We start from the raw sequence: 23,882 nt of genomic DNA on the forward strand, positions 1-23,882 counted from the left end.
GATGAGAATACCTTATTAATAATAGGTGGTTCCGGTAGGTTTAGTGACTCATAACTTAGTTATAAGCCACATTCGCTGATACTTGTTATTTATGCCGTTACAAGTGATCTCTGAGGTATTTTTTTGCAGCTATTCTGACCTTTGACGATAATAACAAGGTTGAAATCATGGTCGGAATTGCCATTAATGCGTACATAAACGTAATAAAGTTGATCACCACAGACAATGAGCCAATGGCACCGGCTATGATCAATAGTAAATAAAACAGTTTATAGAAGCGTTCAAAGCTTGGACCAAAGAGAAATTCACTACATTTACTGCCGTAATACCAAAAGCTTAACACGGTACTGACACTGAGAAAAAACACCATCACCATCAACAAGTAACTGCCTAGGTTAGGAAAAGTTGTTTCAAAGGCGTAAACGGCCATGCCAACCCCTTGAAAGTCTGTTTGCCATGCACCAGTCACTAATACGGCTAATGCGGTACAAGTACAAACAATTAAAGTATCGACTATTGGGCCAAATGAGGCGACAAAACCTTCTCTAATTGGCTCGGTTGTTTTGGCCGCGCCATGGGCTAAAGATTCAGTACCAATACCCGCTTCATTTGAAAATGCACCGCGTTGCACGCCAATGATAATCACGGTACCGAGTAAACCACCAGCCGCAGAGCTTGGGTTAAAGGCGCTAGCAAGTATCAAGAGAAAGGTTTCAGGGATTTTCTCATAGTTCATCGCTAATAAGGTCAAGGTCATAATGAAATAACCCACCACCATTAACGGCACTACTTTGGTTGCGACTGCCGTAATACGGGTTAACTTACCCATAACAATCCAAGCGATGAGTAAAAATAAGCCAATGCCAACCACTAAATCAAAAGTAAAGTGGTTATCTGCTGCAGTTAAACCAAAAGGTACGGCAATGACCTCACGTAAAATTTGTACTAATTGGTTTATTTGAAAAAGTGGCAGTGCGCCAAATATACAACCAATACAAAATAGCCATGCCAAAGGTAAGTATTTTTTTCCTAGACCTTCTCGAATGACATACATGGGGCCGCCTTGCAGTTTACCGCTGCGGTCTTCCCCTCGATACATAACAGCCAAAGACGCAGTGTAAAACTTAGTTGCAATACCGACAATTGCCGTTAGCCACATCCAAAAAATAGCACCTGGGCCTCCCATAGTAATGGCAACGGCAACACCAGCAATATTACCTAAACCTAGCGTGCCCGACAGTGCCACAATCAGCGCTTGAAAATGACTTAAATCACCCTTGGCATTTTTTTCATTATCAAACTTACCACTAATAATGCTAATGGCGTGGCTTAACTTGCGATAGGGCAGTAGACGAGAATGAACAACAAAGTAAGCGCCGCCCCCAACAAGGAGTAACACCATGGGTAAACCCCAAGCAAAATTAACTAATGTAACTAATAACTCTTCCATTATAACCTTTTGTAATTTTCACCCCGTCACGAGCGAGGTGCTGAAATCTTGTATGAGCAATGTTCCCAGAGGGTTCTATTGTGCGTCAAATAGCTCTGTTAAACAGGCTACTTGTGCTGTTAAGTCAGCAACTTGTTGCTCTAATTCGCTAACACGTTGGGTCAGGCTTACATTGTGCCCTAACGCTTCATTTGTGCTCAGAGCATCTATGTCATTTACCTGTGCTGGCTTTATATCGTGAGTGTGAATATGCTCTTCTGGTGAAGTATTAGCATCGTCAAAAGTAGACAATAAATGCACATAGCGTGATTCACGTTTGCCAGACTCACGTGGGAGTTTTTTCACTAATATCTCGCCATTAAGGTCTTGCAACTGAGTTAATGTTGCTTCCACTTCGGTTACATCAGCAAAGTCAGCTAAACGGTTAGTGCGCGTTCTTAACTCTCCAGGGGTTTGCGGGCCACGTAAAAACAGAACACAAATGATTGCTCGTTGCTGAGCGCTGAATTGTAAATGACCAAACTCGGTATTACAAAACCGATGGAAGTATTTATTCACTCGCGCGGACGCTTTTTGATCAACCATGAGCTGGTTTGAAATAACAAGCCCATCAACAATATTCTGCACTTCACTCTCGCTTAGTGACATGACAGGGTCGCGGTTACTTTTTTGGTTGCAGGCGGTGGTGATGGCATTTAAAGAAAGCGGGTACTGGTCTGGCGTGGTGGTTTCTTTTTCTAACATCACGCCAATAACGCGACATTGCTCTGGAGAAAGTGTGATCATAGTTATGCATCCTAGTAAAATCTAACGCTGTTATATCAAGCATGTGGGTTATTTACTATGTAAAGGTGAGCGCATGGCTAAAAATCACCCCAAAAAAAAGCCATAGCTAGGTAGTGCTAGCTATGGCTCAATAGAATCACTACGAAGTGCATTACTCTTAATAGTTATTCTATATTCTGGATCTGCTTGTTGTATTTATTTTATTTGTTCTTATAAAACAATTGATTGTTTGTTGAACCTTTGGGCGAGTTAGTTTTGCCCACCAATTAGCCCACCAAGTAGTACGTCTTATTATGAGCGAATAAAGTCTACCAGTTTAATTATTTCACCTTTAAGCTGATAAACATCCGTTGTATGTTTATCCCATTTATCAACAATGCTTTTGGCAATTTGAACTTTTTTCCCGGCATAACCTTTTGCTATATTGCTCCGATCACCATTGTTCAATTTAGTGTCATCGTCATAGGTATATGCTGAAGAGATAGCCACATCGAAGGAATCAAACTTATTAAAAGTAAAGTTAGTGGGCTCCACTGCAAGCTTGAGTTGTCTAATCTTTCCCTTAGGGCCGATTCTTGTTCTCTTGAATTTATTATTTGATAAGACATCAAATAATAAATCCTTAGGAATATAATTCTCTACCTCACGGCCTTCAGTTATCCAAATATGAAAGTAATCGCGTAGAGATTTACCATTACTTTGTACTTTCCTGTTTGACTTACTTACTCTTGATAGCATAGATTCTAATGTGCCTTTATACGCTAGACCATCCTTATCTACTTGAGATTTACAGTCAGAATCAGTAATTAAAGCGGCTTTTCTACTAGTACTTAACATATTAATTAATTGCTCATTGTCATCATCTACAGCTGTAAAAGAAGCTAAGTTTGTCCCTCCAAAAAAAAGAAATGAAAAATCTTCCCCTTCTACTAACTCATTATTAGATTCTGACTCTATCCATTTTTTTAGATAAATTCGGTCACTTGGTCCTTCAACCCAAAGCACTGTATTTGCTTGGAGAATTTGGGATGCTTTAACACCTAAGTCATCTAGGGTTTGATAGTACTTAATGACATTATCATTTTGTGTGATCTCGCTTGATCCTTTGGTATTTTTAACTGTCCGGAATACAGCCCATTTATCATTTATACAATCAATCAAAGAAGGTGAGTGGGAAGTTATAAAAAATTTATGGTTCTTAAGCTCTTGCTCAAAAATTTTAACCAATTTTATAACTGATTCTGGATGTAAGTTTGCCTCAGGCTCTTCTAAGAATACATTTAAGTTTTTGTCTTTATTTAACCAGAGGTGCGATAAAAGCATTACAAGCTGAGACACACCAGTACCTAAATCATCTAAAGAAAAAATTAAGCCTGACTTGAAATCTAGTCTGATATTGTTATCTGATATTTCAATACCTTCAACATCCTCAGATAAGATATCCGATAGCCATTCTTTAATTTTATTCTTGTAGCTTCGCCATTTAGATCTTTGGCTATTATCTTTGAATAATCGATCTAATTCGCCTATTATTTTAGCTCCGTCAAAGTAAAAATTTTTCTCGTTTTCAGAGCTCCTATCATGATGTCTTATAGGGTCTACAAAAATGAGAGAATCAAGAAAGCTTTGCCAGCAAATTGGACCATCGCGAAACCCGTCCACTTGCCTATCAATATCAACTGTATGTTGGGGATCTAAATTTACAATTATTTGAGAGTTATCAGTATATAAAGAATTTTTATTTACAGAGTAATTAAGGGTGGTTTCTTCTTTAGCCACCATATGTCGACAAATTAGCGTTATGTCATAAGCATTTGGTTTGTAGAATACCTCTTTGTTTATACCGGGGTTTTCCTTTGAAATACCCACCTCACAAGTAATATCATTTCTTTCCCACTTCCAAGTTTCACCTTCCTCGACCGTTGATTTTAATTCTACTAGCCCAGTATTAAATCCGTTATGACCCACTATATTTTTTAAATAGACAAAATACTTAGCCAAGTTTGATTTACCTGAATTATTTGGACCAATGATTAGGTTTATAGCTTTTAAGTTTTCTAGAGTTACACCTTCATGGTCATATGAACGCCAACCTTTTAGGCTTATCGAATCAATTATCATTTTGATTTATCCTGTTTTTGCCATGAGCTAATTAAAGCTAATAGTGAATAGTCAGATGATTTACCAATCTTCCAAGACTTGTGGTACTTGATGTCGTTACTATTCGGCATAGGATTTGGAACTTTAAATTGAACTTTTCTAGGTAAATTGATTGCATCACCAGTAACAAATGCTTCTCCATCTCTAAGACTTGGTAAGAAGTCAACTTGGCCAGCTAAAGTATCAGGGAGAAGCCTTTTAATTTTATTTTGGTCAATATCATTTGTAAGCCGTAAAGCTATATATGTACCACATTGGGATAACACTGTAGTTGATACATTAGACGGGCGCTGAGTGACAACTGTAAGCCCTAAACCATACTTCCTACCTTCTTTAGCTATTCGTTCAATCCTTTCTTTACATATATTGAACTTAGCATCACTGTCTTCAGGTATATAAGTATGTGCTTCTTCTAAGACTAAATTAAGTGGTATATCTTCAGGGTCTAAGTCCCAGTATTTGAAGTCAAAACATAGACGAGAAATAACACCCACACATACAGCCCTAACCTCAGCAGGTAAGCCACTTAAATCTAAAATATTAAGGTACTTTTCATCCTGACCTAGTCCTAAAATAACTTTAAAATACTCATCAATTGTAGTTTCTCCAAGGATGTCCTTGTGCAGGAAAGAAAAGCGTGTATCAGTAAAAATAGACTCCAGTTTTAATATTATTCCAGTATAGGTTTTCTGCTCGGTAGCTGTTTTTATTGGCTTACCTTTATCATTCTGTTCATCTCTTTCAGTTTTAATATTCTTTATTAGTATATTAATATCAAAAAATATTGGAGTATCAACAGAGATACGAATATCTTTTAGAGCGTTTTTTGTAGCTTGCTTTAATTTAAGAGATGTAATGTGATCTTTTAAAATAGCTCTTTGATTTGAGCCTCTATCTAAGCTATAAACCCCTAAAAACTCTTCTAGATCTAAGAACCAATATGGTAAAGAAAAATTATTCCATGAAATAGAATTTGTTTTCTGTTGGTAAAAGTCAGAAGGTGACTTTGAATTGAAGCCAAAGGCCGCTGGGTATTCATTATGAATGTCAAAAAATAAAATTCTGGGGCACTCATATGAATTTAATATAGATTGGATAATTGATGCTACGGTACAGCTTTTGCCACTGCCTGTTGTCCCTAAAATGGCAGTATGACGGCCCATTAATTTATCTAAATTTAAGTATGTTTGATTATCATCATCCTCTTCAGTGACACAGAAATGTTCTTTATCCTCTGTAAGATCAATTCCAATTAATTTATTAACCTGATCACTTGTGAGGAAAAATACTTCACAATTAATTGTTGGAAGCTTTTTTACTCCTCTATGAAACTTACCATCAATGGCACAACCGACTAACGATAACGTAACTATTTTTTTTTCATCAGAGACAATATCAAGTCCCTTGTCGGTTTTAATAGTTTTTTCAACTTCAATTATTTGTACTTTAGTTACAGTACAGATTGTATTGCCATGAATACCTCCACAATTAATGTATGCGCCCACTTCAGCAAATAATGTTTGCCCATCTAATTCTCTTTCTAAGTAGTCAGCCTTAACAGTGATAGAGTTGCCATCAACTTCTTTAATACAGCCAAATTTCAGCTCTGAACTTCTCAATGTTGTAATCATTAAATAACATCCTTTTATTAATGTTGGTAAATATTCTTCTTTTTATAAGCTAATTTAGCATAGATATTTATTGAAAAAAGTAATTAATATCAATAAAGTATGATATTAATTACTCATCTAAAAATGAATGCTTTGATAATTCATTTATGAGATAGTTTATTGCGAAGTTGTCATTAGCATTGATAAACACAATGGGCTTTAAGAAAAATAAATTAATAAAACTGAAGCTAGCGTATAATAAGTAGAAACCTAGAAGAATTGAAAAAGATCCCCAAGAAATTATTTTTAAGTATGTATCTGAGCTAAGAAAACTTAGAACTACTCCAGGATCAGTTTTAGTTATTAGGAGTAAAACAATAACGCTGACCAGTAGAATAAATAATGAATTTATTCGTGATTTTGCATTTGAATTATAGATAAATTTTTTTAGAAAGAAGCCTAAATTCTCAGGTACAAATCCTCTTGTTTCTTCTCTTATTTTTTGTAACTGTATAATATCATTCAAAGTATCGTAGTTACTACTGCCTATGTTTATTGTATTCTTTTTTGGCAGATAACCAGCAAAGAAAAACGGGTAGCATCAATATAGAAGGTAGCTTTGTTTGATATATGGGGGCTTGTAAGATTGATAACCAAAATCCAATCATTACGAATGGTATGCCAATAACAATAAGGAGGGTGCCTTTTAAACCAAAGTGTTTTAGATTTGCTGTGGTGTACAAGTACTTCTTAGAGATGCGCAATATTTCATCCATGAAAATTTACCTTTGAGTATAATGGAGGTGATATTTGAGAACAGTTCAAATATCACCTAGTTTATATATTAAAAAACAACCTGCTGAGTTACTAAATCGCTCTTAATTGGATGTTTTTCTAATAGTTCCTGCTTAGTAAACTCAGCCAACATCCATGCCATTGGGTGTTTTACTCTATCTAAAGAATGATTATCAAAACCAAGCAAGTGATCCTTTTTTATTTGTAACTTCCTGATACATAATGCTAATAAAATCTCAGGTAAACCTGTAGATTCCTCAGCTTCAGGGAATTTAAGCATTCTTTCAAGTAAGGAACCCACAATCCTGCTTTTAGCGTCACTGGCGCTATAATCTAACTCCCTAGCTTTGGCTGCTCTTAGAACACTCGCTTGAATAACACCTTCGTTGAATCTATCAAATAAAAGAGGATCAAGCTGTCATATATAAAAAAACCTCGAATGACGAGGTTTTTAATGGGGTTTTCTACGGGTTCGAATCCGTTCGTTTACTACTCTATATTTTGGATCTGCTCGCGCATTTGCTCAATTAGTACTTTGAGTTCAACCGCAGCATTAGTGATGTCAGCGTTGATTGACTTTGAGCCTAAGGTGTTAGCTTCACGATTAAATTCTTGCATCATGAAGTCTAAGCGACGGCCTTGTGCGCCACCTTTTTTCAATATTTTTTGTGTTTCACTTACGTGGCTATGAAGTCGGTCTAGTTCTTCGGCAACATCCATTTTTTGGGCAAGTAATACTAACTCTTGCTCAACGCGGCCAGAGTCTAAATCAATTTTTGCATCGTTAAATTTGTCAATAATACGGTTACGTTGCCATTCAATAATAGCAGGCATAAAGCTTTGTACTTGGTCGGCTTGTGCTGATATAGCGCTTAAACGTTGCTCAATCATCGCTTTTAAATTTTCGCCTTCGCTTGCACGTGCGGCTATGAAGTCTTTCAATGCCGTATCAAATGCCGTGAGTAATTCCGCTTGAATGGCCGACATATCTGTTTCAGGTGCTTCCATTACGCCAGGCCAACGCATCACTTCTAAAGGGTTTACTTGGCTGTTAAGTGTTTGCTCATTTACCCAATTAGCATGCTGAATAAGCTGTAGTGCTAGTTTTTCATTTAATGCTAATTCAGATTTGGTGGCAGGGTTAGCATTAAATCGTAAGCTGCATTCTACTTTACCGCGGTTTAATTGCTTGCGAAAACGTTCACGTAAAACCGGCTCTATCCCTCTGAACTGTTCAGGTAGGCGAAAGTAGGTTTCTAAATAACGTTGATTGACCGAGCGAATTTCCCAAACGGCATTGCCCCAATCGCCTTTTATTTCTATGCGAGAAAAAGCTGTCATACTGTAGATCATGAATACACCCTATTTAAATAATCACTAATAGGTGAATTATGCCTGAGCTTGTCTGATCTAGCTAGGGTTGAGGCCGAGAGGATTTTATAGAAAAGAGTTGTGCTTCATTGCATTGTTGCTTCTCTAAATCAGAATAAGAGAGCTGTTTTGCATAGTAATAAATTACTTTGAAATAGTCTGTGTTAAATTTTTATTTTCGTACAGGGAGTATTTCACAAATTTTTGTAATATTTACCTTATGGGCATAAATCTCTATAAATAGATTTAAATAAACTATTGTATTTCAGTTGTTTACTTTGAGGTATGAATATTGCTTTAGCTGTATTGGTAAGAGAACTTATAGTCCAAACAGGAGCAAAATTGTGGATTTACTAGCAATAGATAAATATTGGTCATTGATCGAAGGTAAGTTAAATAACTGGCTAGAAACCGGTATTCAGCATATTCCAAACTTGATCGTAGCGATTATATTTATCATCTTTTTTTCTTTATTTACGCGTGTCGCTGGCAATATTATTCGTAAAATTTTAAGGAGTGCATTTGACTCTAAGCAAATTGCAGATTTAAGCACAGCTATTATTAAAGCGTGTTTGATATTAATGGGGGTATTCATTTGTTTAGACTTTGTTGGTTTAAAAGGTACTGTAACCTCTTTACTGGCAGGTGCCGGTATTATTGGTTTAGCCATTGGTTTTGCTTTTCAAGATATGACCGAAAATTTAATTGCCGGTATTGTTATGGGTATAAGAAAGCCATTTAAGGTAGGGGATATTATTAAAGCAGATGGTGTGTTTGGTTCAGTCCAAACAATTAACTTGAGAAATACACTGGTAGAAACGTTTTTTGGCCAACTAGAGGTGATTCCTAATAAAATTTTATTCAGAAATATTTTAACCAATTATACGGTACTAGGAGTGAGGCGTTTAGAGATACCGGTATCAATATCTTATGCTGATGATATAGAGCAGGCTGCAGAGGTAATTGTTAAAGAGTTGAACCGATGTAACTTTGTCATTAAAAAAGATGAAACAGCGGTTTTTGCGGAAAGTTTTGGAGACAGCGCTGTTAATTTATTGGTTTGGGTATGGATTGATTATCCTGGCGAAACAGGCTTTATGGAGGCTAGGCATAGCACTATTGTTACGATTAAAAGGTCGTTAGAAAACGCTGATATTTTAATTCCTTTCCCTATTAGAACACTCGATTTTGGTATTAAAGGTGGTCAAGGTTTAGATGCGGTCATTTCAAATCAAGGCAACTTTAAAAAAGCTGAAACGCCTACTTAGTTATTTACATTGCTAATTAAGTTAGGTGTTAGTCTTGTCGTTAACCCAACTAGTATGCAAGTAGAGCCTACTAAAAAGCCACTTTTATTGTAAAAGTGGCTTTTTTTGACCCAATAAACTATGCGTAATCGGCGTTGTTCAGCATAAGTAATGTTTCTCAAAGCATGTAATTTTTACATACTTGATATGTAAAAAAGTAAGTTAATTGCCAAATTTAGTTTTTATTAAACCTTTTAATCCTTATAAATCATTATGTTATGTTTTGGCATGATAGTGGCAATAGTTAGTGTGAATTAATAAAAAGGAGAATATTATGAAAAACTCAATTCGTTCTATTATCGCATTAACATTATTAACTGCTGGTTCAACTGCGGCGTATGCGGCGAACACGTGGGAAGATAAATCTAAAGATGCATGGTTAGATGGAAAAGCTGAAAGTACGCTGCTATTTAACGGGAGTTTAAACTCTTTTGATATTAATACTGATGTTCAAAATGGCGTAGTTATTCTTACTGGTAAAGTTGACAGTGACGTTGATAAAGCATTAGCAGAAGAGCTTGTAGAAAGTTTAGACGGTGTAGCCTCTGTAGATAATAAGCTGACAGTACTCAATGACAACGAGCATGAAGATAGTAAGATATTAGCTTCTCTGACCGACTCAAAAGTTGAGACAGTTGTTAAAACTAAGCTGTTAATCGAGTCAGAAGTCAGTGGCACTAATATTGAAGTAGAAGTGAGTGGCGGCGTGGTAACTTTAATGGGTAAAGTTGAATCAGATAGTGCTAAAGAGCTTGCCGTTGTTATTGCTAAAAATACTGATGATGTTAAGTCGGTAGTTGATAAATTAGAAGTTTCTCATAGCTAATTTATTTTAATAAGCGAATAAAAAACACACTGCGGTGTGTTTTTTTCTGCGTTTGAGAAATGCCTGTGGGATACGTTAAAAAGCATAAATGATGCTACAAGCAACCTCATAGTACAATGCTCACCCCTTAGCGTCTGCTAAGTATGCGCATTAATCTTACAGCAGAAAATAATGCCCAACTCATATTGCTTTTAATAAATGAGTTAACGAATCAATTACGCGAATGGACTGACATGCTAAAAAAATATATTCAATCTATGTTATTAAGGTTTAAAACAAAACCGGTAAATAAAAAACAAAAACCATACTACTCACAGCAACCTTGTTATTGCTGGTTTGAAGATAAAAACGATAAATAAAATACGCTTTTTGTTTTGAGCTGTTTTTCTAGTGTGCTTATTACAGCTATGAAATACAGCCCTTTATTCACTAGGGCTTGGCACTTCACTTTTATCTACTCCTTTTTTGTTCGATATGATACTCGCTTCGATATGATCTTGGGGTTGTGTACTTAACCCATCTTGACTTGTTTTTTCTGCGACCTCATACACCAGTACGGTGAATAGCGCAAAATGGTCTGATCCAATAGATGATAAGCGCTGTATGCTTTTTACGGTAAAATGGGCACTATGAAAAAGGTGATCTAACGGCCAACGTAAAAAGAAATAGTCAACGTGAAATGTATTGAACATGCCACGTCCTACACGCGGATCAAGTAGACCACTAATTTTACGAAAAAGTCGTGTGGTCTTAGACCAAGCTACATCATTTAAATCGCCTGTTACAATAACTGGCTGGGTTGTTTTTTCAAGGCTTCTTGCAATGGTGATTAGCTCAGCATCACGCTCTGTAGATTCTGTGTTTTCTGTAGGGCTAGGTGGTGCAGGGTGAACAAAATGCATTCTTACTTTATGGCCAGTTCTTAGTTCTAGAGAAAGATGTATTGATGGAATATCACTCTCAACCAAATAAGATATCGTCTCTTCAGTGAAAGGCAGTCTCGAAAAAACATGCATGCCATATAAGTTATCAAGTGGGCATTTAACGGTATAAGGCATGTCACTCTCTAATACTTTTAATTTATTCTCCCACCACTCATCAGACTCTAGTGTTACTAAAATATCAGGTTTATTACTGCTAACAAGGTCAATTAACGCGTCACTATTATGATTAGTTTTAAGTACGTTAGATGTCATTATGCTGAGTTCTTTATTAGCATTATCAAGCTTTGATGTTTTGACTTCTTTAGGCCATAAAAAGGTGTAAGGTAGTACCCACCACAGCTGCCACGCTAAGCAGAAAAAAGCAGTGAAAACCAATAGCCAAGTAATACTCATATTCATATCAAGAAAAATAAGATTATAAGTAAGAATTATTGCTGAAATAACCGCTATTTGCAGTCTAGGAAAATCCATTGACCTAACAACCCAATGTGTTTCTTTTGATAAAGGCAGCAGAGTGGCTATAGCAATTAATAAGGTTGCTAGAGTCGATATTATTAACATATTACTTTCTCGATTTTATCTTTAAACAACAGAGCTATTTCTTATTTTGATCATAATTTTCAGCTACTAGTGCTATTAGAAATAGCTTCTTGTGCTCTAAATTAACACACACTTGATATTAAATTTAGCGTTTTTCCTCCCCTAAAAAGTAATTTGAATTAGCGGTGTAGATATTTCTTCGGTGTATGAGTTCAGGTTAATCACTTTAACGTTATTAATTCGGTAGTCGTTAAACGGTGTGTAAACTTTTCATACGTGCTGTGTACATCTTGCATATGTTATTTCTAGTAAATGATGACCTGTTTAAATTACTTTATTTTCAATGATTTATATTTTAATTTGAATGGTATGAATATTGAATGTTACTAAGTGAACATTACTTAGTGAATAGCAAATACGTAAGTTCTATTTTGTAAAAAGGCGGCATAAACGCTAATTCAATTGTTAAATTATTTTTGTTTTATGTCTTTTTTAACTATAGCTGAAGGTTAAATAAAGCAGCCGGATAGACACGGTGTCATATTAATAATCGGAGTTACACATGAAAATATTTGAAGCATTACGAAATGACCATGAGAAGCAAAGGGCGCTTATTAAGTTATTATTAGATACAACAGGAAACTCCGCTGTAAGGGCTGAATATTATCAGCAGCTCAAAGTAGAGTTAGAAACGCATGCCGTAGCCGAAGAAAGATACTTTTACGCACCCCTCATGCAACTAGATAGCACTATTGACTTGTCTCGTCATGGTGTTGCAGAACATCATCAAATAGATAAGTTTATCGCGGAATTAGATGCGCTAGAAATGAGTTCTCCGCAATGGTTATTAACGTTCAAAAAACTTGCTCACAAAGTTGACCACCATTTAGAGGAAGAAGAACAAGAGTTTTTTCAACAAGCAGGTAAAGCTTTTTCAGAGCAAGAAAAGCAAAAACTAGCTTCTGACTATTTAGTCGAAATGTCTTCTTAATAGTACACATTATCAGAATAGCCTAAATAACCTCAGATCGGCTTAATAAGCCTTAAATTAAGTAAAACTATCTCACTATATTAAAAACTTCTTAAACAGAGTTGAGATTAAATAAATTAGATGGCCTGATACTCTTGTAGTATCAGGCCATTTAGCTTATTACAATCAAGAAAAATACTGTGATACCCCAAGCAAAAACGTTCTATAACTATATTTAAACAATACTTTTCTAAGTTGATTTTATATGAGTGGAAACGCTACTTTAATTATTGAGTTGCTAAAAATTGAACCCATTTTGATGTTGATTTGAATTGCGCTAATACCAGCTTAATGCATACCAATAGCGGTACCGCAATGAGTAACCCAGTTAAGCCCCATAACGACCCTGTAATGAGTAGCCATATAATTATAATAAAAGGATTTATACGCATGTTTTTAGCTAATACTAAAGGGGTAATAAGTTGTGACTCAAGTATGTTGAGTGCCAAAACACCTGACAGGGTAAGTAATACTTTAATATCAACCCCCCATTGAACGGAACCGGCAATGGCTATTGCTGCCAAGGCAAATGAGGGCCCCACAAAGGGAATAAAATTAACAAAACCTACTATTAATCCCCACAACAATGCATCCTCTAAACCCATGGTAGTAAAAATAATTATTGCAGCTAAACTGAGGCCAATATTAATTGCACTAACTGTTAGTATGTAGCGTGATAATTTTTGCTGCATATTTAAAGCAAATTTAAATACGTTACGCTGGCGTTTTTCAGTAACAAATAATTTAACATACTGCCTAAATAGTTTGGGTGAATAAACTAAGGTAAATAAAATTAAGATTATTGTCGTTAATAACTGTATTAGTGCGAGCGGTGCCAAAACCATAAAGTCTGTAGCTAATGAAAATAAAGATGCTTTTAACTGCGTGTGAATAGTGTCTGTTTTTTGCGGTTGGCTGTTAACCTTTGGTTTGTCTTCAAACCATGAAAACCAGCTCTTTTTAACTTCTTGTGATTCAATGTTATCTGGCGTGCTCTTTTTATCAATAGCCCGATTAAGTTCTTCTAATGTTTCTGATACATGCACCGAGAGCTCAGGCAATAACTTGGTCCATTTGGTGACAGGCTCTTCTAGTTGTATGATGAGAGCAGCACTTGGTAGCAATAAACAGCTTAAAAGAAGGGTCGATCCTAGAACACGAGGAATAAAAAGTCGCTCTAATGCTTTTACACCAGGGCTTAATAATAGAGATATTAAACCTGCAACTAAAAGTAAAAGAATTAAATCCTGAGCTAAATATGCGGTATAGAATATAGCTAATACTGTCAGTGTATAAATGCATATTGAGTTAATACTAGTTTTGCGTTCGAATGGCTCTAATTTTGATGATGTAGGTGGTGTTACTGACATAATGGCCTTACTTGGTGTTAAGTTAAGATAACGACATGATAAAAAAGTAAATTAAGCAATATTCACGCCTAACTCTTTAGTTTAAAACTAACATTACAGTTAGCCATAAAACCCTAGTAAAAAACAATTAATTTCAAGCATATAAGAAAATTAAGCATGTGCAAAGTTGATAGGGCCGTTTCTATTACTTATAAACGTTAACGTTTTGATGTTTAATCGTTACAAAGTGTCTATGCAAAAAGTACATTGTAGTCAGTATTTTTTTCATAATAATTATTAATAACTGCATGATATGTTTTATATCAGTAATATAATCAGTTAGTTAAATTATGGCACACTTATAGCTCAGCAGTAATGTTAAAACGATTAACAGCATGTAGGTTTGTCGAGAGAATATAAAGTACAAAGGCTAGTCAGTGAACCACATTCGTTCAATAGCAAAAGGTTTTGCTAGTGGAGCTAAAAATAATAGGCAATAAGTCAAAGTAGCCAGCGATTTTTTAAGTAGGGAATAACAATTTTATGAGTATAAAAATAGAGCCTTTACTAGAGTCAATAAGAGCAAGTTTTTGGTTTTTGCCCTCAATGATACTTATTTTTACCGTGATTATTGCAACGATCACTATTTGGATCGATATTTCATTGTTATGGAAATTAAAGTCATATTTTCCAATTATTTACAGTGCTGAAGTCGGTGCTATTAGGTCATTACTCGGTACCATTGCTGCTTCTATGATAACGGTTACGAGTATTGCTTTCTCTATTACCATTGTTGCGCTTACCTTAGCTTCATCACAATTTGGCCCGCGTTTATTGCGAAACTTTATGAAAGATCGCACCACACAAACTGTTTTAGGAGTATTCATTGCGAATTTTTTCTATTGTATTCTTGTTTTTTGTGCACTTAGCTTAGAGGAACCATATAACTTTAGACCAGGTATTACCGTAATATGGGCGATATTAATGACCTCTGTCAGTATTGGTTTTCTCATTCACTTCATCCATCATGTTTCAGTGTCTATTCAAGCTGACTCCGTTGTAGAGGATGTATATTGCGAATTAAAGGAGAGTATAGATAAGCTATTTCCAGACTCACCGACTAATGATTTACAACATGACGAATCAACAGATAAAGAGCTGGGTAATAATGATTATATTTTTAGCAAGAAGTTACGCTCTGAGCATTCGGGCTACGTACAGTTAACTGACTTTTCGCCGCTCATTAAGCAATTAATAGCCTCAGACCTACAATTACAGCTTGATTTTTCTCCAGGAGATTATGTTGTAAGAGGTGGTGTATTTGGTTTACTTCATGCGAAGCAACCTATTGAAGAAAAAACTCTTGATAGTATTAAAAAACACTTTATTTTAGGTAGTGTTAGAACACCTGTTCAAGATCCAGTATTTGCCATAGGTCAGTTAGTTGAAATTGCACTTAGAGCACTTTCACCAAGTATCAATGATCCCTATACAGCCATTACTTGTATTGATAAATTAAATTCCACGCTGTGTAACTTAGCTACAAGAAACTTCCCTAAATCTCATTTCAAAGATGAGGATGGTCAGCCCAGATTACACAGTAAAGCGCTAACTTTTTTAGATGTAGCGAATTCTGCCTTTGATCAAATTAGAAGGCACGCTAAGGATAATACTACGGTAACTATCCGGTTGCTTGAGTCACTTGAAGAGCTAGCCTTACGAGTAAAAAATAAAGAGCAATATCAATTTATTGAGGAACAAATTAAGATGATTTTTGATCAACAAAAAAGCCTTGAAGTTGCTCAATTGGATGCCAAGCTAGTTATAAATAAAATTGAACAAATTGAGCAACGTCTAACGGCTAATAAAACTTAGCTTAAACATGAAACACGATATGTACGTTTAGCTAGCACTAAAATAACTAGCACCAAAAAGTGAAGGCAATTATTTATAAACGCTACTTGAATCAATTGCTAATTGCTTCAAGCTATTCGATTTAACTTTCACTATTATCTAACACGGCAAGTGAAAAGAAGTTCTTAAAGTGGTCGTTATTATTACTTGTTTTGATTAATCATCCCGACAGAACCACAGGCGTTGAGTCTAATTTATTTTTGCCACACATAAAAAATAGCTAAATAAAAATATTTAGCTATTTTGTTTATTCCCGTTAAACAACAAGGAATATAGTGCTGATGTAATTATAAATTAACAATCATTATCTTTAGTTTCTAGCTTATCTTTAACATCTTCACAGGCATCTTCTATTGCGTTGCCAGCATCTGAAGCGGCATCCTTAGTATCTGACACTACTTTATCAAATTCTTCACCTAACTCTTCAGCGCCATCATCAGAGCATGCCCCTAAACTTAATGCTGCGACAACTGTGATTAATGCTAATGTTTTGTTTTTATAAGTATTCATAATAATCTCCGTTAAAGTAAAATTTTTTATTTGCTCAAAAGACTTTAAGGTCTTGGGGCTTTGCCTCGTAATGCATTGGCAATTAATGAAATGACAAGTAATACGACAAAAATGAAAAATATGATTTTGGCTATGCCGGCTGCTGCGCCAGCTATTCCGCTAAAACCGAAAATAGCGGCAATAATTGCTATTACAAAGAAAGTTAATGCCCAACTTAACATGTTAATCTCCTTATTATTTATCAGAAAGTGTCTTCAATAGTTATAATGCTATAGTTATGCCATGTTTTAAGTTGTTGTTAATTAAGTGATATTTTTGTTGTGAAACTTGGTAGGGATAATGAATAAGTAAACTTTACAGGGTTGATATGTATAATTTTCAAAAAGAATTATTATCAATAAAAAATCGTGAGTGTGAGCAATGTTCTATAGAGTCTCTTTTGACTTATTACGTTGCGTGTGGAATATATAGATGAATAGTGAGAGCTTTTTTAGCTTTTATTAATACTTTGTAAGGTAGAGGAAATTATAAATGTTTGAAATTAGTTTAGATTTTAATTTAATTATATTTCATTTTATACAGTTAGGAATTGCCTTTGTATTGTCACTACCTATAGCGCTTAATCGTGAGCTGCATGATAGGGGGGCGGGGCTGCGAACATTCCCACTGGTTACCATTGCATCCTGTGCCTTTATGTTGGTTGGTATCAATGTTTATGAAGGCTCTGATGCTGAAGCAAGAGTGATGTACGGTATTATTACAGGCATGGGTTTTATTGGCGGTGGGGCTATTTTCAAAAACGATAGCGGGGTTAAAGGAACTGCCACAGCGGCAGGGCTATGGAACGCTGGCGCTATAGGTATCTCTGTTGCTTACAGTCGTTATGAAATCGCTATTGTATTATCTTTTATTAGCTTTCTTATTTTTCAATTTTCAGAGCTATTTAAACCAAAACAATAACCCCCAATCAACTCACAGCTTTCATCCAAGCTCAGGTCATTTATTTTTATTACTTAGAAGCCTTAATTATTTTAACTGTAGTGTTGCCATTGTGATTTTATATGTTCAGCGACCCGAAAGGCGTTAGCGTAAATGGTAAAAGTATAAGGTACACTACCGCCTGTTGGCATAAACGAGCCATCAGTTACATATAAGTTGCTTACTTCATGGGCCTGACAATGTTTATTGAGTACAGAGGTTTGCGGATCGTTACCAAAACGACAGCCACCTGCCATTAAATTAGTTGCGGGTGAGCCACTAACCGATGATGAAATATTTTTTGCTCCTAATTCGGCTAATAGTTTTTCAGCCTTTTCAGCTAAATAACTACCCACTTCAAGATCATGTTGATGATAACCAATACGCACATTGGCAACGGGATCTCCCCATTGATCTGTGGTGTTTTCATCAAGTGATACAAAACAGTTATCGTTGGGTAGCCAATCATTAAATACTTCAAAACGTAGGGTTTTATAACGGGTAAATTCACTACGCATACTTTGTTTTAGCGCTTCACCCCATAATAATTGGCTGTTGCCTTGCTCGTCTTCACCCCATTGTGTGCCACGTGCGCGCGCAATAGGGTTTTGATGAAAAAGAAAGTCGATAGTGCCACCTTTTGCGGTGCCAGCTTTGCCTATGCCTTGTTGTGATGCCGCAAATTTTTTATCGTTAATTTGATACCAATCTTGTAAAGCGCGATTAATAAAAGGGCCTACAGTTTTCAAATCAGCCACTTTCTCTGGTGTTAACTCATTATAAATAAAATCACCTTGGCCTGTACCACCGCCGCTAAAAAGTAAGTTTTTACCCACTTGACCATTATTATTTGCTAAGCCCTGTGGAAATTTATCGCCTTTAGAAGCAAGCAATAAACGCGAAGTTTCAACGGCTTGGCAAGCTACGACATAAATTTTTGCAGTGGCAATTTTTTCACGTCCTTGGCTGTCGTAATAATGCACGCCACTAATTTCACCTTGGCTATTCGTGGCAATATGAAATACTTTTGAGTTGGGTTTAATGGTGCAATTACCGCTAGCAACCGCATGATTTAATAAGGCTGCTCTGCCACTGCCTTTAGCGCCTGATGAGCAACCATAACTACTACAGTAACCTGAGTATTCGCAGCTACGACGACCCATCGCTGGGCGTGATAAAATAGCGCGTGGTACTGGAATAGCATGGTAACCAATATTGTTTGCGGCTTGGTCTATCCATGATGAAATAGGCGACTCAGCAACGGGCGGATAAGGAAAGTCTGCAGATCTAGGCTCTTGGTGTGGGTGATCTACTACACGGCCAGAAACACCAACAATACGTTCTACCATGGCGTAATAAGGTTCTAATTCTTCATAACTAATCGGCCAATCGGCAACGTTAGCGCCTTCAATATCACCAAACTCTGTTTTGAGGCGAAAATCTATTGGTTTTAAGCGATGAAAATAACCACTCATAAAGTTAGATGAACCACCAACCACATTGCCATTCCACCAGCTCCAGCCAGAATCACTGGTTTTTTCGCCTTGCCAAAAACTTACCCCGTCACTGGTTTCGTATTCTTCTTCAATCACGTGCTCTTCATCAGACAACTTCGGGTTGTAAGCATCATGTACGCTAATGGCTAGTTCATCTTTAAAAAACTCTTTTTCGGTTAACCACGGCCCCTTTTCTAAAACCAGTACTTTAGCTCCTGCATTAGCTAAGCTATAGGCAATAGGAGAGGCTCCTGCGCCACTACCAATAATACAAATGTCGGCGCTTAAATTATTTGTTTGAGATGTAGTCATTACTTATGGCCTTGAGGTTTTGCACGTGGCGGTAATTCAAAATAGCGCTGTCCTTTTTCAGGTAACGGAAAGCCACCTTGGTGTTCAAGCCATTGCCAGCCAATACCTTTTGGATTTCCGCCATAAGCGGCGGGCGTCAGCATGGCTTCAAAAATATAACCGAGCAGTGTATTTAACCAATTTTGACCAGCGCGAGATTGACTAATACCTTTTAACAGTTGTTCTTTTTCAGTAAAACCAAGCTCAACAAAGTTTTGTTTTTTTTCGCTTTGCGCGTAGCCATTTAGCCAACCCACTCCTTTTAGAATAAAGTCTTTCTCTGCTTGTTCGGTCGGCTGTACAGTCATTATTTGATAAAGATAAGCCGTGGCATTAATTTGTTTCGCGCTAATATCTTGCGCAGTCGTATTATTACTGTTTGTTGTTGGCGACTCAGGTAATAAATGCTCTAGCGTAGCATTGAGCGTTAGCCATGGGTCGGTATTGAGTAATGATGATAACGCTTTTTGTACATCAGCATTAAACGAAAAAGCAGGAAAAACAGAAGCTGCACCAACACCTGCGGCTGACTTTAAAAGACGGCGGCGAGTGAGGTTTTTGTTTTTAATAAACTCAGGCGTTTGGTAGCTTTCATCAAAAAAAGATTTACCGGAAAATAAGGTCGTCAAAATAATTCCCTAATGTTTAAATGCGTAATTTATGTGATGTTTGAATATACTTTGGCGCAAATGAATTAGACCACTTATGTAAGAAAGTAAGCCATTGTTCTCGTGAATAATTACCATCAACTAACAATTCAGCAGTATCTTTTGACAACAACATTTTACCCGTGGAGGTTGATACATACATATGAGGATAACCCAGTACAGGTGGTAATGATGACATAAACGCTTCATTTTCATTACTGTCGCTAACATTAATTTTTAACAACACATATTGGCTATGCAAGGCTTGATAAATATCGGGATTTTCCTCTAAAAAAGCATCCATTTTGTGACACCAACTGCACCAGTTTCCGCCAACCTCTATTAATACTTGGCGATTACTTGTTTTAGCTAATGCCAGTGCGTCAGTCGCATCTTTAAAAGGATCGCGAGTATCATCATAAACTTTACTGTAGCTTGGTAAGTTATTGGCAGAGTAAACCGTTATTGCTGGGCTTTTAGCACACGCAATACCTATCATGCTTAGTGCGAATAAGCCGCTTATACTCAGGCTAAGTAGTATGCTAAATAGGGTGGATTTCATTATGTTCTCGTTATCTTTTTTACGGTTAGTTAATAAGACCCTAGTGACTTGTACTATATTTCAAATGATTTTTATCAGTGTACATCGTTTTATATGGAGTATGACAATAAGCGAACTCGCAATTCAAGCATACTCGGGTATAATGCCGATAATTAATCTACTTACGTTTTTAGAAGGAATACATCATGCGTCCAAGCGGCAGAACATTAGGGCAAATTCGCCCCGTTACAATTACTCGCCAATTTACTGCACACGCAGAAGGCTCAGTATTAATTGAGTTTGGCGATACTAAGGTTATTTGTACTGCTTCAGTTGAAGAAGGTGTACCACGTTTCTTAAAAGGTCAGGGTAAAGGTTGGGTAACGGCTGAATACGGTATGTTACCTCGTTCAACACATACGCGTATGCGTCGTGAAGCGGCTAGTGGTAAACAAAGCGGCCGTACTTTAGAAATTTCACGTTTAATCGCCCGTGCTTTACGTGCAGCGGTAGACTTAAAAGCGTTAGGCGAAAATACTATTTCGGTTGATTGTGATGTAATTCAGGCTGACGGTGGTACACGTACTGCATCTATTACAGGTGCTTGTGTTGCTTTAGTTGATGCTCTTAACTACATGCGCGCGAAAGATATTATTAAAACCAATCCACTTAAACATATGATTGCTGCAGTATCGGTTGGTGTTTATCAAGGTGAGCCAGTATCAGATTTAGACTATGCTGAAGACTCGAACGCTGAAACTGACATGAACGTCATTATGACAGATACCGGCAAGTTAATTGAAGTACAAGGTACGGCCGAAGAAGAGCCGTTCAGCTTTGATGAATTACAAGCAATGTTAGCATTAGCAAAAAATAGCATTAATGAGTTATTCGAAATTCAGAAAGAAGCTCTAATTTAAATTTAATTTATTCAATAGATTAGGAAAATATCGACATGAAAGATTACCAACGTGACTTTATTGAATTTGCGTTAGCCAAACAAGTATTACGTTTTGGCGAATTTACCTTAAAGTCTGGCCGAACGAGTCCATACTTTTTCAATGCAGGTTTATTTAAAACCGGTGGTGACTTAGCGCGTTTAGGTCGTTTTTATGCCGCAGCATTAGTTGATGCTAACATTGACTACGATTTAGTGTTTGGGCCTGCCTATAAAGGTATTCCTATTGCAACGACAACCGCAGTTGCGTTGTACGATCACCATAATGTTGATGTGCCTTATTGCTTTAACCGTAAAGAAGCAAAAACACACGGTGAAGGCGGTTCATTAGTGGGCGCAGAGCTAACCGGTAAAATTATGTTAGTAGACGACGTAATTACTGCGGGTACGGCTATTCGTGAGTCAATGGAAATCATTAAAGCGCAAGGTGCTGAATTATCAGGTGTTCTTATTGCGCTGGATCGCCAAGAAAAAGGTCATGGCGAGTTATCTGCTATTCAAGAAGTTGAGCGTGATTTTGGTACGCAAGTGGTTGCTATTGTAACGCTTGCAGACGTTGTTACTTATCTTGAAGAGCAAGTAGCAACCCAACCTGAACTTGCTGCTAACTTAGTGAGTATTAATAAGTATCGCGAAGACTTTGGTATTTAATATCAAAAGCTAATGGCTATTTATTGTAGCCAGTTAGTAAGTTAAGCCAGTTTTCATTTGTAAAATGAAACTGGCTTAATTTTTTCTGCTCTTTTAAAAAGGAGCGCTCTAATCTTGCCATATTGTCTTGTTTCCAGCGAACATCGCTCGCGTTATCAGTGCGAACTTCACCGCGATCAAAATCAATTAAGAACACTTCATTTTCATCATTAATCAAAATATTGTGACTATTTAAGTCGTGATGATAAATGCCTTGGTCATGAAAACGTTTAATTGTTGCGCCGATATTTTGCCACAGCGCATCAGTAATTGAGCCTTTACTTAATATATCAACCAGATCGGTTGCTTGAGTAATTCTGCTAGAAAGTAAGTCGGCTTTATAAAAAATACCATAACGAGTTACGCGATAAGCAACGGCCTTTGGCGCGGGCAAGCTTAAACTACTCATATGCTGTAGTAGTGCGTATTCTTTGGCGGCGCGAGTGTTTTTCATACCCGTAAATAAATACGTATCGTTAATGACTTTACCAATGAGACCACCACGATAATAATGGCGAAGCACCCAATGCTGGGTAGGTTTGTTGCGATGTTTTACGCCAATAAACCAAGTAGTGCCGCGACCCTGTGCTGAACCAGTAATAGCATTACGCAGTTGCCAGTATTCAGCATTGAGCATTTCAGGGCTGAAATGCGATATTTCATCACAATTATAAAGACAGTGATCATTATCAAGTACGAAGGTTTTATCTTGGCTTGTTGTCATTAAAAGTTGTTGTATCGCTAGGTGGTTAACAATAAATGTTATTGTCGAGGGGATTAGCTTGAGGGTCAATAAATTCTTATTTTTTTATTGAGGAAGAAACAAAAAAAGACCCAAGCTTTTACTTGAGTCTTTAGGGGCTGTTGATCTTTCGAGATGTTTTTAACTTTTTAAACTAGGTATTTAGCAAAGCCTATAGCATCTTATGCTTTGCGTCGTGAAGCGGCTAAAGCAAATAAAGCCAGTGCTAATACAGCAATAGTTGTTGGCTCAGGAATCGTGGCAATATTAAACTCACCTAAACTGTTTGCTTGAGTAAAGTTGTGGCTAGTCACTTGGTTGCTTGCATCAAATGATAAAAATTTAAAGCCCTGGCCTAAGCCTTGCGTGTTAGTAATAGCAATATCTAAATTGAAATTATTAGGATCATTTAATTGAAAAACTAAGCCGTCGTTACGCTTTGATGCCCAAGCCCACTTAATGCCATTAGTAATATTAGTATCGCTAGTATCATCTTTAAAAATAATGTTACCGAAGTCATTTAAGTTATTTACACTGAATTTAGCTTTACCTTTACCAGTACTATTTGCGCTATCGGCTAATACAAATAAGGCTAAGTTATTGTTGTATTCTGCAAAAAACATAACTAGTGCGTTGTTTGCTTCATAACCTGTGTTTGAAGAGTAACGAATGTTGCTACCATAACCATAAAAGTCAGTAAAACCTTGATCAAGGTTCAATGCGCCTAAGGCAATATTGTTATTAAGCTTGATTGTAGTCGCATTAACGTGCGTTGTAGTGCTTAGAATAAGTGCTAGTACAAGTGCTAGACTAGTAAATAATTTCATAAAGAGTGTCCTGTTAAACCTAAAAGTAATTAGTACGTCTTAACGTGGTGTTCTTGTGCC

22 protein-coding genes are annotated in these 23,882 nt (G+C 36.6%); 7 read left to right on the plus strand and 15 right to left on the minus strand.

Annotated elements, in window-relative coordinates; translation table 11 throughout:
- Window positions 1-97: 97 nt before the first annotated feature.
- From ABD005_RS03785 to ABD005_RS03810, 6 genes are all read right to left on the minus strand, one after another.
- Window positions 98-1,450 (minus strand): alanine/glycine:cation symporter family protein, encoded by a 1,353-nt coding sequence (locus ABD005_RS03785; RefSeq protein ID WP_343815154.1) that lies wholly within the window; start codon window positions 1,448-1,450, stop codon window positions 98-100.
- A 75-nt stretch (window positions 1,451-1,525) separates the two neighbouring features.
- Entirely contained in the window at window positions 1,526-2,236 is a 711-nt protein-coding gene (locus ABD005_RS03790) for a YceH family protein (protein ID WP_343815156.1), read from the minus strand.
- Between the two features lie 291 nt (window positions 2,237-2,527).
- Entirely contained in the window at window positions 2,528-4,357 is a 1,830-nt protein-coding gene (locus ABD005_RS03795; RefSeq protein WP_343815158.1) for an ATP-dependent nuclease, read from the minus strand.
- A complete protein-coding gene (locus tag ABD005_RS03800) occupies window positions 4,354-6,027 on the minus strand; it encodes an ATP-binding protein (RefSeq protein WP_343815161.1) in 1,674 nt (557 codons plus the stop codon). Before ABD005_RS03800 ends, ABD005_RS03795 begins: the two co-directional genes overlap by 4 nt.
- Before the next feature lie 823 nt (window positions 6,028-6,850).
- The gene (locus tag ABD005_RS03805; RefSeq protein ID WP_343815164.1) at window positions 6,851-7,102 is read right to left on the minus strand and encodes a hypothetical protein; all 252 of its coding nucleotides are present in this window, start codon (window positions 7,100-7,102) and stop codon (window positions 6,851-6,853) included.
- 188 nt (window positions 7,103-7,290) lie between these two features.
- Window positions 7,291-8,154 carry a YicC/YloC family endoribonuclease gene (locus ABD005_RS03810; protein WP_215980148.1) on the minus strand — a complete coding sequence of 288 codons (864 nt, stop codon included), beginning with the start codon at window positions 8,152-8,154 and terminating at the stop codon, window positions 7,291-7,293.
- A 359-nt stretch (window positions 8,155-8,513) separates the two neighbouring features.
- Between ABD005_RS03810 and ABD005_RS03815 the strand changes: the two genes are divergently transcribed.
- Together ABD005_RS03815 and ABD005_RS03820 are read left to right on the plus strand one after the other, a co-directional pair.
- Entirely contained in the window at window positions 8,514-9,440 is a 927-nt protein-coding gene (locus ABD005_RS03815; protein ID WP_343815632.1) for a mechanosensitive ion channel family protein, read from the plus strand.
- A 313-nt stretch (window positions 9,441-9,753) separates the two neighbouring features.
- On the plus strand, window positions 9,754-10,305 hold the full coding sequence (locus ABD005_RS03820) for a BON domain-containing protein (protein WP_343815169.1): 552 nt from the start codon (window positions 9,754-9,756) through the stop codon (window positions 10,303-10,305).
- Between the two features lie 422 nt (window positions 10,306-10,727).
- Here ABD005_RS03820 and ABD005_RS03825 read toward each other — a convergent pair whose 3' ends face one another.
- Entirely contained in the window at window positions 10,728-11,810 is a 1,083-nt protein-coding gene (locus ABD005_RS03825) for an endonuclease/exonuclease/phosphatase family protein (protein ID WP_215980151.1), read from the minus strand.
- Window positions 11,811-12,351: 541 nt separating this feature from the next.
- Between ABD005_RS03825 and ABD005_RS03830 the strand changes: the two genes are divergently transcribed.
- Window positions 12,352-12,780 carry a hemerythrin domain-containing protein gene (locus ABD005_RS03830; RefSeq protein ID WP_215980152.1) on the plus strand — a complete coding sequence of 143 codons (429 nt, stop codon included), beginning with the start codon at window positions 12,352-12,354 and terminating at the stop codon, window positions 12,778-12,780.
- Window positions 12,781-13,046: 266 nt separating this feature from the next.
- On the opposite strand, the gene ABD005_RS03835 is transcribed toward ABD005_RS03830, so the two are convergent.
- Window positions 13,047-14,189 (minus strand): AI-2E family transporter, encoded by a 1,143-nt coding sequence (locus ABD005_RS03835; protein WP_343815174.1) that lies wholly within the window; start codon window positions 14,187-14,189, stop codon window positions 13,047-13,049.
- A 522-nt stretch (window positions 14,190-14,711) separates the two neighbouring features.
- Here ABD005_RS03835 and ABD005_RS03840 point away from each other — a divergent pair.
- Window positions 14,712-16,043: a DUF2254 domain-containing protein gene (locus tag ABD005_RS03840; RefSeq protein ID WP_343815177.1), complete on the plus strand. Its 1,332-nt coding sequence runs from the start codon at window positions 14,712-14,714 to the stop codon at window positions 16,041-16,043.
- A gap of 333 nt (window positions 16,044-16,376) precedes the next feature.
- Here ABD005_RS03840 and ABD005_RS03845 read toward each other — a convergent pair whose 3' ends face one another.
- Together ABD005_RS03845 and ABD005_RS03850 are read right to left on the minus strand one after the other, a co-directional pair.
- Window positions 16,377-16,592, minus strand: a complete 216-nt coding sequence (locus ABD005_RS03845) for a hypothetical protein (RefSeq protein WP_215981231.1) — start codon at window positions 16,590-16,592, stop codon at window positions 16,377-16,379.
- A 44-nt stretch (window positions 16,593-16,636) separates the two neighbouring features.
- Complete coding sequence (locus tag ABD005_RS03850) at window positions 16,637-16,813, minus strand: DUF1328 domain-containing protein (RefSeq protein ID WP_215981230.1); 177 nt, start codon at window positions 16,811-16,813, stop codon at window positions 16,637-16,639.
- Between the two features lie 310 nt (window positions 16,814-17,123).
- Here ABD005_RS03850 and ABD005_RS03855 point away from each other — a divergent pair, with 310 nt between their 5' ends.
- Entirely contained in the window at window positions 17,124-17,552 is a 429-nt protein-coding gene (locus ABD005_RS03855) for an MgtC/SapB family protein (protein WP_215981229.1), read from the plus strand.
- 71 nt (window positions 17,553-17,623) lie between these two features.
- Here ABD005_RS03855 and ABD005_RS03860 read toward each other — a convergent pair whose 3' ends face one another.
- From ABD005_RS03860 to ABD005_RS03870, 3 genes are read right to left on the minus strand one after another with little or no spacing between them, the layout of a single operon-like run.
- On the minus strand, window positions 17,624-19,378 hold the full coding sequence (locus tag ABD005_RS03860) for a GMC family oxidoreductase (protein ID WP_343815185.1): 1,755 nt from the start codon (window positions 19,376-19,378) through the stop codon (window positions 17,624-17,626).
- Window positions 19,378-20,046, minus strand: coding sequence for a gluconate 2-dehydrogenase subunit 3 family protein (locus ABD005_RS03865; RefSeq protein ID WP_343815188.1), 669 nt, complete (start codon window positions 20,044-20,046; stop codon window positions 19,378-19,380). The genes ABD005_RS03860 and ABD005_RS03865 overlap by 1 nt, the downstream gene beginning before the upstream one ends.
- Before the next feature lie 16 nt (window positions 20,047-20,062).
- Window positions 20,063-20,626, minus strand: coding sequence for a thioredoxin family protein (locus ABD005_RS03870; RefSeq protein ID WP_343815190.1), 564 nt, complete (start codon window positions 20,624-20,626; stop codon window positions 20,063-20,065).
- Between the two features lie 185 nt (window positions 20,627-20,811).
- Between ABD005_RS03870 and rph the strand changes: the two genes are divergently transcribed.
- Window positions 20,812-21,525: a ribonuclease PH gene (gene rph, locus ABD005_RS03875; protein ID WP_215981225.1), complete on the plus strand. Its 714-nt coding sequence runs from the start codon at window positions 20,812-20,814 to the stop codon at window positions 21,523-21,525.
- Between the two features lie 35 nt (window positions 21,526-21,560).
- Entirely contained in the window at window positions 21,561-22,214 is a 654-nt protein-coding gene (gene pyrE / locus ABD005_RS03880) for an orotate phosphoribosyltransferase (protein WP_343815192.1), read from the plus strand.
- A gap of 16 nt (window positions 22,215-22,230) precedes the next feature.
- On the opposite strand, the gene ABD005_RS03885 is transcribed toward pyrE, so the two are convergent.
- Entirely contained in the window at window positions 22,231-22,977 is a 747-nt protein-coding gene (locus ABD005_RS03885) for a 3-deoxy-D-manno-octulosonic acid kinase (protein ID WP_215981223.1), read from the minus strand.
- A 200-nt stretch (window positions 22,978-23,177) separates the two neighbouring features.
- Window positions 23,178-23,822 carry a PEP-CTERM sorting domain-containing protein gene (locus tag ABD005_RS03890; RefSeq protein WP_215981222.1) on the minus strand — a complete coding sequence of 215 codons (645 nt, stop codon included), beginning with the start codon at window positions 23,820-23,822 and terminating at the stop codon, window positions 23,178-23,180.
- Window positions 23,823-23,882: the final 60 nt, after the last annotated feature.

It is taken from the genome of Colwellia asteriadis (genome assembly GCF_039523295.1).
GTDB classification, from domain to species: Bacteria; Pseudomonadota; Gammaproteobacteria; order Enterobacterales; family Alteromonadaceae; genus Colwellia; species Colwellia asteriadis.

What these genes read in the sequence shown, in the direction of transcription:
- ABD005_RS03785 (WP_343815154.1), bottom strand. Translation starts at nt 1,450, where the DNA reads ATGGAAGAGTTATTAGTTACATTAGTTAATTTTGCTTGGGGTTTACCC.
- ABD005_RS03790 (WP_343815156.1), bottom strand. Translation starts at nt 2,236, where the DNA reads ATGATCACACTTTCTCCAGAGCAATGTCGCGTTATTGGCGTGATGTTA.
- ABD005_RS03795 (WP_343815158.1), bottom strand. Translation starts at nt 4,357, where the DNA reads ATGATAATTGATTCGATAAGCCTAAAAGGTTGGCGTTCATATGACCAT.
- ABD005_RS03800 (WP_343815161.1), bottom strand. Translation starts at nt 6,027, where the DNA reads ATGATTACAACATTGAGAAGTTCAGAGCTGAAATTTGGCTGTATTAAA.
- ABD005_RS03810 (WP_215980148.1), bottom strand. Translation starts at nt 8,154, where the DNA reads ATGATCTACAGTATGACAGCTTTTTCTCGCATAGAAATAAAAGGCGAT.
- ABD005_RS03820 (WP_343815169.1), top strand. Translation starts at nt 9,754, where the DNA reads ATGAAAAACTCAATTCGTTCTATTATCGCATTAACATTATTAACTGCT.
- ABD005_RS03825 (WP_215980151.1), bottom strand. Translation starts at nt 11,810, where the DNA reads ATGTTAATAATATCGACTCTAGCAACCTTATTAATTGCTATAGCCACT.
- ABD005_RS03830 (WP_215980152.1), top strand. Translation starts at nt 12,352, where the DNA reads ATGAAAATATTTGAAGCATTACGAAATGACCATGAGAAGCAAAGGGCG.
- ABD005_RS03835 (WP_343815174.1), bottom strand. Translation starts at nt 14,189, where the DNA reads ATGTCAGTAACACCACCTACATCATCAAAATTAGAGCCATTCGAACGC.
- ABD005_RS03840 (WP_343815177.1), top strand. Translation starts at nt 14,712, where the DNA reads ATGAGTATAAAAATAGAGCCTTTACTAGAGTCAATAAGAGCAAGTTTT.
- ABD005_RS03845 (WP_215981231.1), bottom strand. Translation starts at nt 16,592, where the DNA reads ATGAATACTTATAAAAACAAAACATTAGCATTAATCACAGTTGTCGCA.
- ABD005_RS03850 (WP_215981230.1), bottom strand. Translation starts at nt 16,813, where the DNA reads ATGTTAAGTTGGGCATTAACTTTCTTTGTAATAGCAATTATTGCCGCT.
- ABD005_RS03855 (WP_215981229.1), top strand. Translation starts at nt 17,124, where the DNA reads ATGTTTGAAATTAGTTTAGATTTTAATTTAATTATATTTCATTTTATA.
- ABD005_RS03860 (WP_343815185.1), bottom strand. Translation starts at nt 19,378, where the DNA reads ATGACTACATCTCAAACAAATAATTTAAGCGCCGACATTTGTATTATT.
- ABD005_RS03870 (WP_343815190.1), bottom strand. Translation starts at nt 20,626, where the DNA reads ATGAAATCCACCCTATTTAGCATACTACTTAGCCTGAGTATAAGCGGC.
- rph (WP_215981225.1), top strand. Translation starts at nt 20,812, where the DNA reads ATGCGTCCAAGCGGCAGAACATTAGGGCAAATTCGCCCCGTTACAATT.
- pyrE (WP_343815192.1), top strand. Translation starts at nt 21,561, where the DNA reads ATGAAAGATTACCAACGTGACTTTATTGAATTTGCGTTAGCCAAACAA.
- ABD005_RS03885 (WP_215981223.1), bottom strand. Translation starts at nt 22,977, where the DNA reads ATGACAACAAGCCAAGATAAAACCTTCGTACTTGATAATGATCACTGT.
- ABD005_RS03890 (WP_215981222.1), bottom strand. Translation starts at nt 23,822, where the DNA reads ATGAAATTATTTACTAGTCTAGCACTTGTACTAGCACTTATTCTAAGC.